This is a genomic window from Hyphomonas sp., assembly GCF_022844445.1.
Classification (GTDB): domain Bacteria; phylum Pseudomonadota; class Alphaproteobacteria; order Caulobacterales; family Hyphomonadaceae; genus Hyphomonas.
Genome location: NZ_JALHLS010000013.1, coordinates 87052 through 101065 on the forward strand (window position 1 = coordinate 87052; position 14014 = coordinate 101065).

The following is a 14014-nucleotide window of genomic DNA, read 5'->3' on the forward strand; positions in this document are numbered from 1 at the left end:
CGCGGGTTTCACCTCAGCTTCAGCGTAGCGAGGCCCGCGAGGGCAAAGAGAACCGAGAGGATCCAGAAACGGACGACGACGCGCGTCTCCGGCCAGTTCTTTTTCTGGAAGTGGTGGTGCAGCGGCGCCATCAGGAAGATGCGTTTGCCTTCCCCGGTCAGGCGCTTGGTGATCTTGAACCAGCCGATCTGGGTCAGCACCGAGACGGCCTCGATGACAAACAGGCCGCCGATCACGACCAGCGCGAACTCGTGCTTGGTGGCGACGGCGACGACGCCCAGCATACCGCCGAGACCGAGCGAACCGGTATCGCCCATGAAGACTTTCGCCGGATACGCATTGTACCAGAGGAAGCCCATGCCTGCCCCGATCATCGAGCCGAGCACGACCGCCAGCTCACCGGCGCCCGGCGCAAACTGGATGCCGAGATAGTCCGCAAACACGAAGTTGCCGGTGAGATAGGCGATCATTGCATAGGCAGCGGCGGCAAAGGTCATCGGCACGATCGCGAGGCCGTCCAGCCCGTCCGTGAAATTCACGGCATTGGCGGCACCGACGATCACGATCATGCCGAATAGGATGAAGAACCCGCCGAGCGGCAGGAAGTAATTGTTGACGAATGGCACCGCAACGCCGCCGGAGAAATCCGGATCGGCCGGCTCGACCGAAGTTTGCGGGGCGAGCGTCGCGATCCATTCGGCGAGCGGATTGAGCGGCCCCCATTGCGCATGACCTGCCGGCGTGTGAGCGCCGTGCAGACCCATGATGATGGCGCAGGCTAGCGCAGCGATCCCGAAACCAGCCAGCAGGCGCGCCCCGGCCGAGACACCATCGGTCGACTGCTTGGTGACCTTCGCGAGGTCATCAAGGAAACCAAGGAAAGCGTAGGAAAAGGTCACAAACAGCGTGACCCAGACATAGGGGTTCTGAAGGTTGCCCCAGAGCGCGACGCCGACGATCAGGCCAAGCCAGATCAGAAGGCCGCCCATTGTGGGCGTACCTTTCTTCGACATCTGGGCTTCGAGGGAAAGGTCGCGGATCGGCTGCCCCTTGCCCTGGCGGGCACGCAGCGCATTGATGATCACATTGCCAAAGATGACGGTCACGAGGAACGCCGTCACCACTGCCGCACCGGTGCGGAAGGTGATGTAGTTCAGAAGATTGAAAGCACCGCTTGGCGCGGCCAGCCATTCATACAGCATCAGCTTACCCTTGCAGGCCCTTCTGGCCCGCCATCCATCTTGCCCAGACCGGCCGCTGCACTCCATTGGCGCAAGCGGTCCGCTAACCGTCCCATCCCGGAGGCATTCGACCCTTTGATCAAGAGCAGATCGCCGTCCTTCAGGGCTTTTTGCAGCTGATTCCACAACTCATCCGCTGACGGAGCAGATGTCTGTGGGAAACCCGGCGGAAGCGCCTCGGCGAGGCGTTGCATTTCAGGTCCGGCGAGGAATACTCCCTCGACACCGGCCTCGACGATCGGATCAGCCAGCGCGATGTGTTCCTCGATCGATGTGGAGCCGATTTCGCGCATGTCGCCGAGCGCCGCGAGGCGCCGCCCGCCCGTGCGCTGGGCAAGGGACGCGAGCGCCGCGCGCATGCTGGCGGGGTTCGCATTGTAGGCGTCATCGATCAGCGTGAACGTGCCACCTTCCGGCAGTGCCAGCGTCTCGGCGGTGCCGCGGCCCGGCGGCGGGGCGTAGCCGTTCAGCGCTGCTGCGCAATCTTCGACAGAGCGTCCGGTCTGGCTCGCCGCCAGCAGCGCGGCGGCAACGTTCGATGCCCAGTGCTCGCCGACGGCATTGATCGTGACTGTCGCGGTGCGCCCGACGACATCCAGGGTGACGCGGCTCGTGCGTCCATCGGTTTCGTAACCGGTGATGCGCGCGGTGGCGTCCGGCGAGCGGCCGAAGGTCTCAACATTGCCGGTCGGGCAAAGTTCGCGCGCGCGCGCCGAGAGGAAGTCAAGGAACGCGTCTTCCGCCGGCAGTATGATCGTGCCGCCCGCTTCAAGCCCCGCGAAGATATCGGACTTCTCGCGCGCAATCGCCTCGACCGAGCCAAGGCCTTCCAGGTGAGCCGCGGCGATGCAGGTGATGATGCCGATCTGCGGGCGCACCATGTGGCTGCGCGGCGCAATCTCGCCCGGCGTGTTCATGCCGATCTCGAACACCGCGCGCTCAGTCTCTTCCGGCATCCGTGCGAGCGTCAGCGGCACGCCCCAGTGATTGTTGAAACTCTTGGTGTTGGAGTGTGCCGGGCCGAACGCGGCATAGATGCGCGCCAGCATTTCTTTCACCGACGTCTTGCCCGCCGAGCCTGTCACCGCCGTTCGCACCGCGCCGCAGCGGATACGCGCCGCAATCCCGAGCGCGGTCAGCGCCTCGAGCACATCGTCCACCTGCACCGCAGGCCCGCCCGTGACGGGACGCGAGACCAGGGCCCCGGCTGCGCCTGCCTTGAAGGCGGCTTCGACAAAGTCATGCCCGTCGCGCTGATCCTTCAGCGCGACGAAGAGATCGCCCGGCTGCAGGCTGCGCGTGTCGATCGACACGCCGCCCGTGATCGTGAACGGCGCCGTTGCAATGCCGCCAGTTGCCAGTTCGATATCGTCGGATGTCCAAAGGGGGGCGCTCATGCGGTTGCGCCTTTCAGCGCCGCGAGCGCTTCGTCCTGGTCGGAGAATGGCAGGATGCTGCCGCCGATGATCTGTCCCGTCTCGTGGCCCTTGCCGGCAATGACGAGCGTATCGCCTTTTTTCAGCTCACGGATAACCGTGCGGATCGCCTCGCCCCGGTCACCGATCTCGCGCGCGCCTCTGGTACCCCCCAGCACGGCGGCGCGGATCTTCGCGGGGTCTTCAGAGCGCGGATTGTCGTCAGTGACGATCACATCGTCGGCCTGGCGCGAGGCAATCTCGCCCATCAACGGGCGCTTGCGCGCATCGCGGTCGCCGCCGCAGCCGAAGATCACCTTCAGCCGCCCGGCGGTGTGGGGGCGCACGGCGCGCAGCAGCACATCCAGCCCGTCAGGCGTATGCGCATAGTCCACAAATACCGCCGCGCCGGTTTCGGTCTTGCCCACAAACTCAAGGCGGCCCTTGACGGGCTTGAGGTTGGCAAGGCCATCGGCCACCGCCGGGAACTCCATGCCGAGTGCCAGACAAAGCGCGGCTGCGGCCAGCGCGTTGAGCGCCTGGAACTCGCCGATCAGCGGCAGCTCGACCGGCTTCTGCTCCACATCGCGCCAGTAGAGGAAGAGCGACTGGCCGGTCGCTTTCGGCATCAGCTCGTCGATCCAGAGATCTTCCCCGCGCCAGCCGAACGAGACGACCTGCAGGCCGGCCCCGCGCGCGGCAGCCTCGAAATCATCCCTCTGCGGACTATCGGCATTGACGATCGCCGGCACGCCTTTCGGGGCGAGCGAGGTGAACAGGCGCAGCTTGGAATGGAGGTATTCCTCCATTGTGCCGTGATAATCGAGATGGTCCTGCGTGAAGTTCAGGAAGGCCACTGCCGACAGGTCCACGCCGTCGAGGCGGTGCTGTTCAAGGCCGTGGCTGGAGGCCTCCATGGCGCAGTGCGTGACGCCCTGCCCGGCCAGCGCCCTCAGCGTCTCGTGAATGGTGACCGGATCCGGCGTCGTGTGACCGATGTCGACCTTGCCGCTCGGACCGATCGCGCCAAGCGTACCCATGGAGGCCGCCTTGTAGCCGGCGCGGCTCCAGATCTGGCGCGCGAAATCGACGGTCGAGGATTTTCCGTTGGTGCCGGTAACGGCGACCACCTGCGCGGGCTGCGCGCCGTAGAAACGCTTCGCCGCCAGCGCCAGCGCGCGGCGCGGCTCGTCGGCAATCACATGCGGCAGGTCGCCCGCCTCGGCGCTGCCATCCGACAGGATCGCCGCAGCGCCTTTCTGGACGGCCATCGCCGCGAACTTGCTGCCATCCTGCACGCTGCCCTTCAGGGCGGCGAACAGGTATCCGGGCTCAACCTTGCGGCTGTCGGCAGTCATTCCGAGGATCTCGGTCTCGCCGTTCTCGGCGAGCGGGAAGAGGTCCTTCAATTTCACAGGGCACTCCTTTCTGGGGTCCTTGCGGTGAGACCTGGCCGGGCGGGGCGCACATCGTCGAAGCGCGGGGTCACGCCAAACAGCGGCGCCACACGTTCGATGATCCGGCCCGCCACGGGGGCCGCGCTGCCGGACGCCGTTGCACCACGGCCAACCGTGGCCTTGGGATTATCCAGCGTCACGATCAGGGCATATTGCGGGCCATCCTCGGGAAAGATGGCTGCAAAACTCGAGATATTTGCGTTCTTGTCATAGCCGCCGGCGATGGCTTTCTCGCCGGTGCCGGTCTTGCCCGCGACGCGGTAGCCGGCAACTTCGGCCGGCTGGCCGGTGCCGCGGACCACTGATTCCCGCATCATGCGCAGGACGATTTCCGCCGTGATCGCCGACACGAGCGGTGATGGTTCCACCTTCCGCTCCGGGTCAAGGAGCAGCGTGGGCGGCGCCATTTCACCGCCATTGCCGAGCGCGGCGAAGGCGGTGAGGAAAGCGAGCGGCGAGACCGACATACCATGGCCATAGGAGATCGTGGCCGCCGTCACATCATCGATATGCTTCGGCATCAGCGGGCGCTCGCTGCCTGGCAACTCGATGGGCGCGCGGCTCATCAGCCCCGCCGCATCCAGGAAGGCCGTCAGCCGCGGGACACCCAGCTCACGCGCGATGTGCACGGTGCCGATGTTCGAACTTTCGACCATGATTTCTGTCAGGTTCGCCGTCTGGGCAAACTTGTGGGTATCCTTCACCTCGAAGCTGCCGACGAGCACCGGCTTGCTGACATCGAAGCTGTCGTTCGGGCGCACAGCGCCGCGGTCCAGCGCGGCCGCCAGCGTCAGCGGCTTGAAGATCGAGCCGAGTTCATAGACCGCGCCAATCGCGCGGTTGAGGCGCGACGGATCGTTTGCCGGAATGTCTGCGGCGCGGTTCGGATCGAAGGCCGGCCAGCTCGCCATCGCCAGAACTTCGCCGGTATGCGTGTTCATCAGGATCGCCGCGGCGCCTTCCATCTCGTACAGCGCAGCCGCCGCCGCGAGTTCGGATTCGAGCGCTGACTGGGCTTCAATATCGAGCGTCAGCTGCACGGGCGCTTCGCCGCTCGCCAGCGCTGCATCCAGCGTGCGCTCGACGCCGGCGATCCCCTTTCCGTCAACATTCACCTGGCCCAGCACATGCCCGGCCAGCGCGCCGAGCGGGTAGGCGCGGCGCGTTTCCGTACGAAAGCCGAGGCCTTCAAGGCCAAGCGCCATTACGCTTTCGCGCTGGCGCGGCGTCAGACCGCGCTTCACCCAGACGAACTGGCGCGAAGGATCCGACAGTCGCAACTTGAGGTCTTCGAGGCTGAGTTCCGGAAACACCTCTTTCAGACCAATCGACACGTCTTCGGCATCCCAGATGAGACTGGGGTTTGCCCACAGCGAATGGACTTCCACGGTAGCCGCCATCAACTGATTGTTCCGGTCGCGGATTTCACCCCGCAGAGCTTTCGGCGTAACTTCGGCAGCCATCGTCGCTGCGCTGGACTCCGGCGCACCGGACAGCGCCAGGTACCCGCCCCGCCCGGCCATCAGCACGAAGACACCGCAGAGCACGAGCCCTGCGAGCCGCGTCCGGTCGCGCGAGGCTTCGCTCATGGCGCGGCCTCCGGCGTTTCTTCCGCCTGCGGAGCAGCTGCAGGCAAGACACCATCGACCGGCGGGCCGACGACATCATCGAGGTCGTCCTCGTCCGCCATCTGGTCAGCCTTCGGCGGCGCCATGCCCAGCTCCTTGCGGGCGTATTCCTCGATCCAGTCGCGCCGGCTCATATGGGCAAGCTCGGTTTCGAGCACCGCCTTTTCCTTTTGCGCCTGTTCGATCTGCGCCTCGACCGCCATCAGCTCGGCGGCGGTATCGCGCGCGCCGTACTTGGCCCGGTAAAGGCTGAAAACGAGAAGGGCTGCGACCAGCAACCCGAAGAAAAATGCACGCCGGCTCATGTGGAGGCCTCCAGCTCGGTAATCGGCGGCAGGTCCATTCCATCGTCCGCCGGACTGGCGAAGGCGGCCGCATCCGTCCGGCGCGCCGCCCGCAGTCTTGCAGACCGTGCGCGCGGATTGGTTTCCACTTCCTTTTCAGAAGGTTGCAGCGCCTTGTTTGTCATCTGCTCGAAGCTCGGTGGCTTCGGCCTGGCGAGGAGGGGAACATGCCGCGATCCGGCCGGGACCCCGCCTGTTCGCTCACGCAGCCACTGCTTGACCAAGCGGTCTTCCAGCGAGTGGAACGTCACAACGACCAGCCGGCCGCCGGGTTTAAGCACCTGCTCAGCCGCTGCCAGCCCACGGGCCAACTCGCCCAGCTCGTCGTTCACATACATGCGGATCGCCTGGAACGTCTGCGTCGCCGGGTGCATCCGCGCCCCGCGCCGCCCGCCCACGGCCACTTCCACCAGCGCCGCAAGGTCCGCCGTCGTCGAGAAGGGCTGCGAGACGCGCCGCTCCACGATGGACCGGGCAATCCGGCGCGCATTGCGCTCCTCGCCCAGCCGGAAAATGATGTTGGCGAGGTCGCGCTCCGCCATCTGGTTCACGACATCCGCTGCAGAGGGGCCCGACGCGCCCATCCGCATGTCCAGCGGGCCATCCTTCATGAAGGAAAAGCCGCGCTCCGCCTCGTCGATCTGGAAGCTGGAGACACCAATATCCAGCACTACGCCGTCGACCTGAGGGTGCCCCGCCTGCGCCAGCAGCGTGTCCAGATCGCCGAACCGGCCGAGCAGCGGCACCAGGCGAGGGATTTCCGCTGCCAGCGCCTCGGCCCGCATGATCGCATCGAGATCCCGGTCAATGCCGAGCACGGAGCAATTGGCCGCCTTCAGGATCGCGCGCGAATATCCGCCGCCGCCGAACGTGCCGTCCGCGATCACGTCGCCATCTGCCGGCGCCAGCGTTTGCAGCACTTCCGCCAGCATGACGGGCAGGTGGCCGGACGGTGCCGGCGTGCGGGTGCCCGTGCGAGCGACCATCAACCTGCCTCCCCGCGCGAGGCGGCCGCGCGGCGCTTGCGCACTTCGCGGTAGGCTTCATGGAAGGCGCCGAGTGTTTCCGAATCCCGGGCAACGCTGTTCTGACGGGCACGGTGGGCTTCGAACCGGGCCGGGTCCCAGATCTTGAAGCTCTCGATGGCACCGGTGAACCGGATGCGCCCGGAAATGCCGGCCGCCTCGCAGAACTCTTCCGCAGCTTGATCCGCCCGGTATCGTCGATCTTGAGGTCTGCAGAGCCAGCAATCACAGACGTGACGAACGCTTCCCGAACCGGGGATTGCAGGGGCAGCTCCGCCAGGGTCTCGGCATAGAGTTCCATCAGGGCCTCGCCCCCGCCCTCCAGCGCGCCTGAGCCATCCGGCGCTATCCAGATGAAAACGCGGGAGTTTCCACCCAGCGCGGCGCGATAGGGTGCCGGGATCGAAACCCGCCCTTTCGCGTCAATAGCGCCCTCATAGGTGGAATAAAACACCCGCCCGTCCTTGTCTTGATTTGCCTCAACCCCAGCATGGGTAAACCATGTGTGAACATGGACTATCATGGGCAGGTATGGGTCTCAATGGGCGCTCAGGCCGAATCGGGATTTCCACACAAGACCAATAAGGGAACAAAATGTGCCCATCGGCGGAACCCGGTGAATCCCGTGCATGGGATCGCGTGGGAGGCGATAATTTTCCATAACCTTTTCCGGAGCTTGAGCCCGTGTGTTGCGAAGCCGCATCGGTCCCCTCCGAAGCGATGCATCTACCGGAACGGGCAAGGAACCTTACGGAGCTGCAATGTCCGCGCGCCCTCTTTCCCGGCGCCCTGGAGCGGCCTCCGGGGACGGATCATCCGTGGCCGGAAAGTCAGCCGGCGGGCGTGATCCGGCAGCACAAAACCATCCGGCTCCGGAGCATGGGGCGCGCGATCAAGGGGGGAGGATCGCGGCGGCTGGGGAGCCGGATGGCATCTTGTGTCGCAGTCAGGATACCGCTTTCGCCTCATAAGAAAAATTGATTATTCCAGAACTTGCCATAGATGTATCCTATGATCCTTCCCACACTCCGCCAGTTGCAGTTCCTCGTCGCCCTTGGTGAAACGGGCTCCTTCTCCCGCGCCGCAGAAGCCTGCCACGTAACCCAGCCCACGCTCTCGGCCGGCATCAAGGAACTCGAAGACCTGTTCGGGGTCTCGCTCGCGGAACGGGAATCGCGCGGCGCCACATTGACCCATGCCGGCGAGATTGCGGCCGCACGTGCCTCGGCGCTGCTCGCCGACGCGCACGCCCTCGTCCAGTCTGTCACCACGGCCGGCGAACTTTTCTCAGGCCCGTTCCATCTCGGCGCCATCCCGACCATCGCGCCTTTCGTCCTGCCGCAGACCGTCCGGGTACTGACACGCAGATATCCGGACCTGAAGCTCTACCTCACAGAGGACCGCACCAGTCGCCTGGTCGATCAGCTGAAGGCCCGCACGCTCGATGCCGCGTTTATCGCCCTGCCCTATGACGCGCCGGGTATCGAGACGATGGCTCTGCTGGACGACGAGTTCCTGCTCGCCGCACCGACCGGCCACCCCCTCGCTCGCAAGAATGGTCTGTCCCCGGAAGATCTGAAGGGCGAAGACCTACTTCTCCTCGATGATGGCCACTGCCTGCGCGAGCATGCCCTTTCGGTCTGCCGCCTCAAACCCGGGCCGGGGCGCGACCAGGTCTCTGCCACCTCGCTCGGCACATTGGTCAACATGGTCGCCGGCGGCCTCGGTGTCTCGCTGATCCCGCGCCTTGCCGCCGACAACGGCCTCGCCCTCGGCCCCGACGTGGCCGTCCGCGCCTTCGTGACCCCGGTCATCGGCCGCCAGGTTGGGGTTGCCTGGAAAGCCGGCAGCCCGCGCGCCGCCGAGGCCCGCCAGCTCGGCGAACTCGTCCGTGAACACCTGAAGCCCGGCCAGGCTGCACTGAGCGCCGCTGAAGCGCGTCATCGCAGCAACGCGCGAGAATAATCTCTCCCGGGGGCTTACCACTCACCCTGCCTCCGGCATAAGACCCACGGACGCGAGAACGCTTCAGGGGACCGGATCACACATGCAGCTGAACGCCTCCTGGCGAGCGACCCTGGCGGCCAGCTGTGTGCACCTCGTGATGGGCGCAAACCTGCCCTACCTGCCGGTCTGGATGGAAAAGGTCGCCGGCATGTCCGGCGCTGAAATCGCCGGCGCCGCCACGATCGCGATGGCCATCCGCATCATTGCAGGCCCGCTCGCCGCCGGCATCGCGCAGGACCGCGGCCTGCGCCACCCTCTCCACTGCCATGGCGGTCAGCCTTGCCGGATATGCCCTGCTCTTCCCGGACTCGCCGCGCGCTGTCGATTTCCTGCTCTGCATCCTGATCTACAGCGCCCTCAATGTGGCGGGCCCGCTGTTCGAGGCGATCCTCGTCTATGGCACGCGCGAGGGCCGCCCCGACTATGGCCAGGGCCGCGCCATCGTCTCGCTCGCCTTCGTGATCGCAAACCTCGTTGGCGGCGCCATCCTCGGCGCCTTCGGGCCCGACTGGGTACTCGTCTATCTCGTTGCCACCGCCCTGCTCGCGACGATCGCCCCCCTCTTCACCCAGCAGGGCGCACGCCAGGCCATCGCGAAACGCACCGTCATCTCGACCTTCCGGGACGGATTTGCCCTTTATCGGATCGACGGGGTCTTTATCTTCATTATGGCCGCTGCCCTGATCCAGGCGACCCACGGCGCGTACTACGCCTTCGCGTCCAATATCTGGATCGCGCAGGGCATCGGCGGCGGCCATATCGGCGCGCTCTGGGCCACCGGTGTCGGCGCCGAGATCCTGCTGCTGCTCGTGTCCAGCCGCCTGCTGGGCGCCATGACACCCCAGACCCTCTTGTGGATCGGCGGGTTAGGCGCCCTGGTGCGATGGCTGATGGCCGGCTTCGTGCTGCCCGTCGAGGCGGTCTACCTGCAGCAGACGCTGCATGCGGCGACGTTCGCGGTCACCCATATCGCGACCATGCGCTTCCTCCAGGCCTCGCTGCCCGACGACAAGCTGCCCCTCGCCTATGCGGTCAACGGCGCGCTCGTCTTCGGGCCGATCATGGCGGTTACCAGCATTGTGGCGGGCTTCGCCTACGACGCCTTCGCACCGGGCGGCATCGAAGCCCAGTCCCGTCTCTACTGGATCATGCTGCCGGTTGCTGTGGGCGGCCTTGTGCTGACCCACATGGCCCGGCCAGTCGCCGCCCACCCCGCCGCCGCAGACACCTGATCCCGGCAAACCAGGGCCGCCCGCCCCCTTGACGTGTTCGATATATAACATGTTATATATCTTGCGAACCGAACGAGGACCCGGCATGGCGCGCGATGTTTTGGCAGAGATGGGCTATCTCGCCCTCGGCAGCCGTCTGAAAAGGCTGGCCGAGCGCATGCAAGCAGATGCCACCAAGGCCTTCGCGGACCGGGGCGTCCCCGTTCAGGCGACGCATTTCCCGCTGCTCGCCGCGCTGACCACCTATGGCCCGCTCAGCGTGACCGAAGCGGTCGAGGCCGTCGGCATCAGCCAACCCGCGGTCACCCGCATCCATAACAGCCTCCAGAAGCTCGGCCTCACCCGCACCGTGCCGGTCAAGGGCGACAACCGCCAGAAACAGATCCGCCTCACGCCGAAGGGCGAAGCGCTGATCGCGGAACTCAAGCACGACATGTGGCCCTATGTGCGGCGCGCGGCGCAGTCCCTCTGCGAAGGTCCGGATACGGACATCCTCTCCTGGATCACGCGGCTCGAGGAAGGCCTTCAGGCCCGCCCCATCCATGTGCGCATCCAGGACGAGACCGCCGCCGCCAGCGGCCTGCCCGCCCTGCGCCTCGTCGAATACGACGACCGCCTCGCATCCGAGTTTGACGCCATCACGCGCGAATGGGTCACCGACATGTTCACGCTGGAAGCCAATGACATCAAGATCATCGAGAACCCGAAGGAGATGATCCTCGACCGGGGCGGCGAAATCCTGTTTGTCGAAGCGGGCAACCTCGGCATCGTTGGCACCTGCGCGCTGATGCCGGCCGATGGCTCAAGCTTCGAACTTACCAAGATGGGCGTGCGCGCCTCAGCCCGCGGCCTGAAAGCCGGCGAATTCCTGCTCGCGCGCGTCCTCGAACGCGCCCGGCAGATGCCGATCGGCGAGCTTTTCCTGCTGACCAACACGAAATGCGCTGCCGCCGTGCACCTCTATGAAAAGGCCGGCTTCGTCCACGATGCAGACATCATGGAACGCTATGGCAAACGCTATGCGCGCTGCAACGTCGCCATGTCCTTCGACCTGGGGACGCCCCGGAACTAGCCCGCTTCGCGTTCGCCGCGTACTTCGAGTCCGTACTCGCGTACCTTGCGGTAAAGCGTCGAGCGTCCGATGCCGAGACGGCGCGAGACTTCGCTCATGTGGCCATCATAGAATTCAATCGCATACTGAAGAAGGTCGCGTTCGATATCCTGCAGGCTGCGAAGTTCGCCGTCCTTGTCCTTGATCGCCACCGGACCAGAGCCGTCGACCGGACTAGCATCATTGGCGGCCACCGGCAGCGGCGCACGCGCCTCTGCCAGCACGGGCAGGCTGGTGATGTCCGGCATCTGGCCGGAAATCTGCGGAAAATCCTGAGGACGCAGCAGATCGCCGTCGCAGAGCACGACCGCGCGGAACACCGCATTCTCGAGCTGGCGCACGTTACCTGGCCAGTCATGGGCCTGCAGCATCTTCAGTGTCTCGGGCGAGGCACCGGCAACTTTCGCGCCTTCGCTGGCATTGAAGCGGGCGATGAAGTGCTCGACCAGCGCCGCAATATCCTCGCGCCGCTCTTTCAGCGACGGCATGTCCAGCGGGAACACGTTGAGACGGTAGAACAGGTCTTCGCGGAATGTACCGGCCTTCACCTGGCCGGCCAGATCACGGTTTGTCGCCGAGATGATCCGAACGTTGACCTTTGTCGGGCGGCGCGAGCCGACCGCGTCGACCTCGCCTTCCTGCAGCACGCGGAGCAGTTTCACCTGCGCGTCGAGGGGCAGCTCACCCACTTCGTCCAGGAACAGCGTGCCGCCATCAGCCTCAACGAACTTGCCGAGCGACTTGGTTACCGCGCCGGTGAAGGCGCCCTTCTCGTGGCCGAACAGGATCGACTCGACGAGGTTTTCCGGGATGGCGCCGCAGTTCACGGTCACGAAAGGCTTGCCGGCGCGGCTGGAGGCACCCTGGATGCAGCGCGCCATCACTTCTTTACCGACACCGCTCTCGCCGAGGATCAGCACCGGGATGTCGGACGTCGCCGCCCGCTCCGCCATGCGCAGCACGCCGCGCATCGACGGGGCAGAGGCGATCATGTCCTCGAATTTCATGCCGCCCTCGGCCTTGCGCGAGAGGCGTTTCACTTCGCCCGTCAGGCTCTGCATCTTGAGGGCGTTGCGGATACTGACGACCACGCGCTCCGGATTGGCCGGCTTCACGATGAAGTCCACCGCCCCGCGGCGCATCGACTGCACGATCGTGTCGATCCCGCTCGTCGCCGTCAGCATGATCACCGGCAGCTCGGCCCGGCGCTCGGCCAGGCGGTCCAGCGTCTCCAGGCCCGAAAGGCCCGGCATCGTCAGGTCCAGCAGCACCACGTCGATCCCCTCGCGGGCATCGCAGGCCATCGCAATCCCAGCCTCGCCGTCCGGCGCGGTCCGGCAGGCAAAGCCCGCCTTCTCAACAGCCGCCTGCAACAGGCGGCGCTGCGTCGGATCATCGTCGATCACGAGAATTGTCTTGGCCATCATACTACCCTTCCGGTTCATCCGTGCACGGAAACGCCGGCAGGCGCTCCGTCTCACATCGTTACGCCCCGTTCTGACACAGAGGGGTGGAATTACGGTTTGCCGGAAGCATCAAATTTCACCGATCTTCCCGCCGACCCGCCCGACTTGCATCCTGTAGCCATCAAAGGGCGGCCAGCCGCTTGTCGAGCGGGGTCATTTCGACCCTTTCCCAACGCTTTGTTAAATATTGCGGCGCATCTGTGTGGTTAATCCGGATGGGGCACCCCGACCTATGGCCGACACCGAGCACCGCGCGCCTTGCGACCCCTCCGGGGTCCTCGGCGCCGCGCAGGCGCACATCGGCGAAGACCTGCTCACCGATCTGCTTGCCGAAAGCCTCCCGGCCCTGCGCGCCTATGCCCGCAAGCTCTGCGGCGACCCGACGCTCGCCGACGACTGCGTGCAGGACGCCTGCGTACGCGCGCTCTCCGCCGCCGCGAGCTTCGACACAACCCGGCCTTTCCGCCCCTGGATCTTCCGTGTCCTGCGCAATGAATGGCTGCAGCGCCTGCGCCGCGAGCGCCGCATGACAACCATGCCCGGCGATGAGATGCAGGACATGCTGGTCGACCGCCACACGCCCGAGGACGCCGCCGAGAGCGCCAGCCTCCTCGCCCAGATCGCCCGCCTGCCACCCGACATGGCCGACGCGATCCACCTCGTCCTCCGACTCGGCCTCTCCTATGAGGAAGCCGCCGAAGCCTGCCAGTGCGCCCCCGGTACCATGAAAAGTCGCGTCAGCCGCGCCCGCGCCCTCTTGATCGAACGCCTCGACACGCCGCCAGCCCAAAAGGCCGCGTAGGGCGGGACAAGGCTCGCGACCCACTCGATAACGTCCGCAAACGCTCGTCGGACCGGGCCGCGGTCAGGAGGGACAGCGAGCGTAGCGGCTTCCTGCTGGTAACTGCCTGACGCGGAGCCTCATGCACATTGCAACAAGTCTAGCGCCGCCGAGTCCGGACCAGGATCACATCCCCTGTACGCTCGCCCTCCACCGGCAGGTAAAGGACAAGGCTTTCCAGGAAGAGCTCCTGGTCTCCGGCCTTGAACACGCCGCTGAGGCGCTCGCCGGCGAGCCCGTCGTCGTC

General features: G+C 65.7%; 12 protein-coding genes and 1 pseudogene. 4 read left to right on the forward strand and 9 right to left on the reverse strand.

The annotated features are described in order from the left end of the window. Positions 1 to 8: 8 nt before the first annotated feature. From mraY to Q0C17_RS18200, 7 genes and pseudogenes are all read right to left on the reverse strand, one after another. A complete protein-coding gene (gene mraY, locus Q0C17_RS14165) occupies positions 9 to 1202 on the reverse strand; it encodes a phospho-N-acetylmuramoyl-pentapeptide-transferase (RefSeq protein ID WP_291207658.1) in 1194 nt (397 codons plus the stop codon). Beyond that, positions 1202 to 2638, reverse strand: a complete 1437-nt coding sequence (murF, locus tag Q0C17_RS14170) for a UDP-N-acetylmuramoyl-tripeptide--D-alanyl-D-alanine ligase (RefSeq protein ID WP_291207659.1) — start codon at positions 2636 to 2638, stop codon at positions 1202 to 1204. The genes mraY and murF overlap by 1 nt, the downstream gene beginning before the upstream one ends. Then, the gene (locus Q0C17_RS14175; RefSeq protein WP_291207661.1) at positions 2635 to 4071 is read right to left on the reverse strand and encodes a UDP-N-acetylmuramoyl-L-alanyl-D-glutamate--2,6-diaminopimelate ligase; all 1437 of its coding nucleotides are present in this window, start codon (positions 4069 to 4071) and stop codon (positions 2635 to 2637) included. Before Q0C17_RS14175 ends, murF begins: the two co-directional genes overlap by 4 nt. Beyond that, the gene (locus tag Q0C17_RS14180; protein WP_291207663.1) at positions 4068 to 5702 is read right to left on the reverse strand and encodes a penicillin-binding protein 2; all 1635 of its coding nucleotides are present in this window, start codon (positions 5700 to 5702) and stop codon (positions 4068 to 4070) included. The genes Q0C17_RS14175 and Q0C17_RS14180 overlap by 4 nt, the downstream gene beginning before the upstream one ends. Continuing rightward, complete coding sequence (ftsL, locus tag Q0C17_RS14185; RefSeq protein ID WP_291207665.1) at positions 5699 to 6046, reverse strand: cell division protein FtsL; 348 nt, start codon at positions 6044 to 6046, stop codon at positions 5699 to 5701. The genes Q0C17_RS14180 and ftsL overlap by 4 nt, the downstream gene beginning before the upstream one ends. Then, on the reverse strand, positions 6043 to 7071 hold the full coding sequence (gene rsmH / locus Q0C17_RS14190) for a 16S rRNA (cytosine(1402)-N(4))-methyltransferase RsmH (protein WP_291207667.1): 1029 nt from the start codon (positions 7069 to 7071) through the stop codon (positions 6043 to 6045). Before rsmH ends, ftsL begins: the two co-directional genes overlap by 4 nt. A gap of 403 nt (positions 7072 to 7474) precedes the next feature. Next, a pseudogene (locus Q0C17_RS18200) lies at positions 7475 to 7633 on the reverse strand (MraZ N-terminal domain-containing protein); the annotation flags it as partial. A gap of 488 nt (positions 7634 to 8121) precedes the next feature. Here Q0C17_RS18200 and Q0C17_RS14195 point away from each other — a divergent pair. Continuing rightward, on the forward strand, positions 8122 to 9075 hold the full coding sequence (locus Q0C17_RS14195) for a hydrogen peroxide-inducible genes activator (RefSeq protein ID WP_291207669.1): 954 nt from the start codon (positions 8122 to 8124) through the stop codon (positions 9073 to 9075). A gap of 76 nt (positions 9076 to 9151) precedes the next feature. Here the strand turns inward: Q0C17_RS14195 and Q0C17_RS14200 are convergent, their stop codons facing one another. Next, positions 9152 to 9385 (reverse strand): hypothetical protein, encoded by a 234-nt coding sequence (locus tag Q0C17_RS14200; RefSeq protein ID WP_291207671.1) that lies wholly within the window; start codon positions 9383 to 9385, stop codon positions 9152 to 9154. On the opposite strand from Q0C17_RS14200, the gene Q0C17_RS14205 reads away from it, so the two are divergent. Together Q0C17_RS14205 and Q0C17_RS14210 are read left to right on the forward strand one after the other, a co-directional pair. After that, positions 9384 to 10349 (forward strand): MFS transporter, encoded by a 966-nt coding sequence (locus Q0C17_RS14205; RefSeq protein WP_291207673.1) that lies wholly within the window; start codon positions 9384 to 9386, stop codon positions 10347 to 10349. The two genes, Q0C17_RS14200 and Q0C17_RS14205, sit on opposite strands and share 2 nt — an antisense overlap. Positions 10350 to 10434: 85 nt before the next feature. Continuing rightward, positions 10435 to 11421 (forward strand): GNAT family N-acetyltransferase, encoded by a 987-nt coding sequence (locus Q0C17_RS14210; RefSeq protein ID WP_291207676.1) that lies wholly within the window; start codon positions 10435 to 10437, stop codon positions 11419 to 11421. Here the strand turns inward: Q0C17_RS14210 and Q0C17_RS14215 are convergent. Beyond that, complete coding sequence (locus Q0C17_RS14215) at positions 11418 to 12884, reverse strand: sigma-54 dependent transcriptional regulator (protein WP_291207679.1); 1467 nt, start codon at positions 12882 to 12884, stop codon at positions 11418 to 11420. The genes Q0C17_RS14210 and Q0C17_RS14215 overlap by 4 nt on opposite strands. A gap of 274 nt (positions 12885 to 13158) precedes the next feature. Between Q0C17_RS14215 and Q0C17_RS14220 the strand changes: the two genes are divergently transcribed. After that, positions 13159 to 13728 (forward strand): sigma-70 family RNA polymerase sigma factor, encoded by a 570-nt coding sequence (locus tag Q0C17_RS14220; protein WP_291207682.1) that lies wholly within the window; start codon positions 13159 to 13161, stop codon positions 13726 to 13728. The last annotated feature ends 286 nt before the right edge of the window (positions 13729 to 14014 follow it).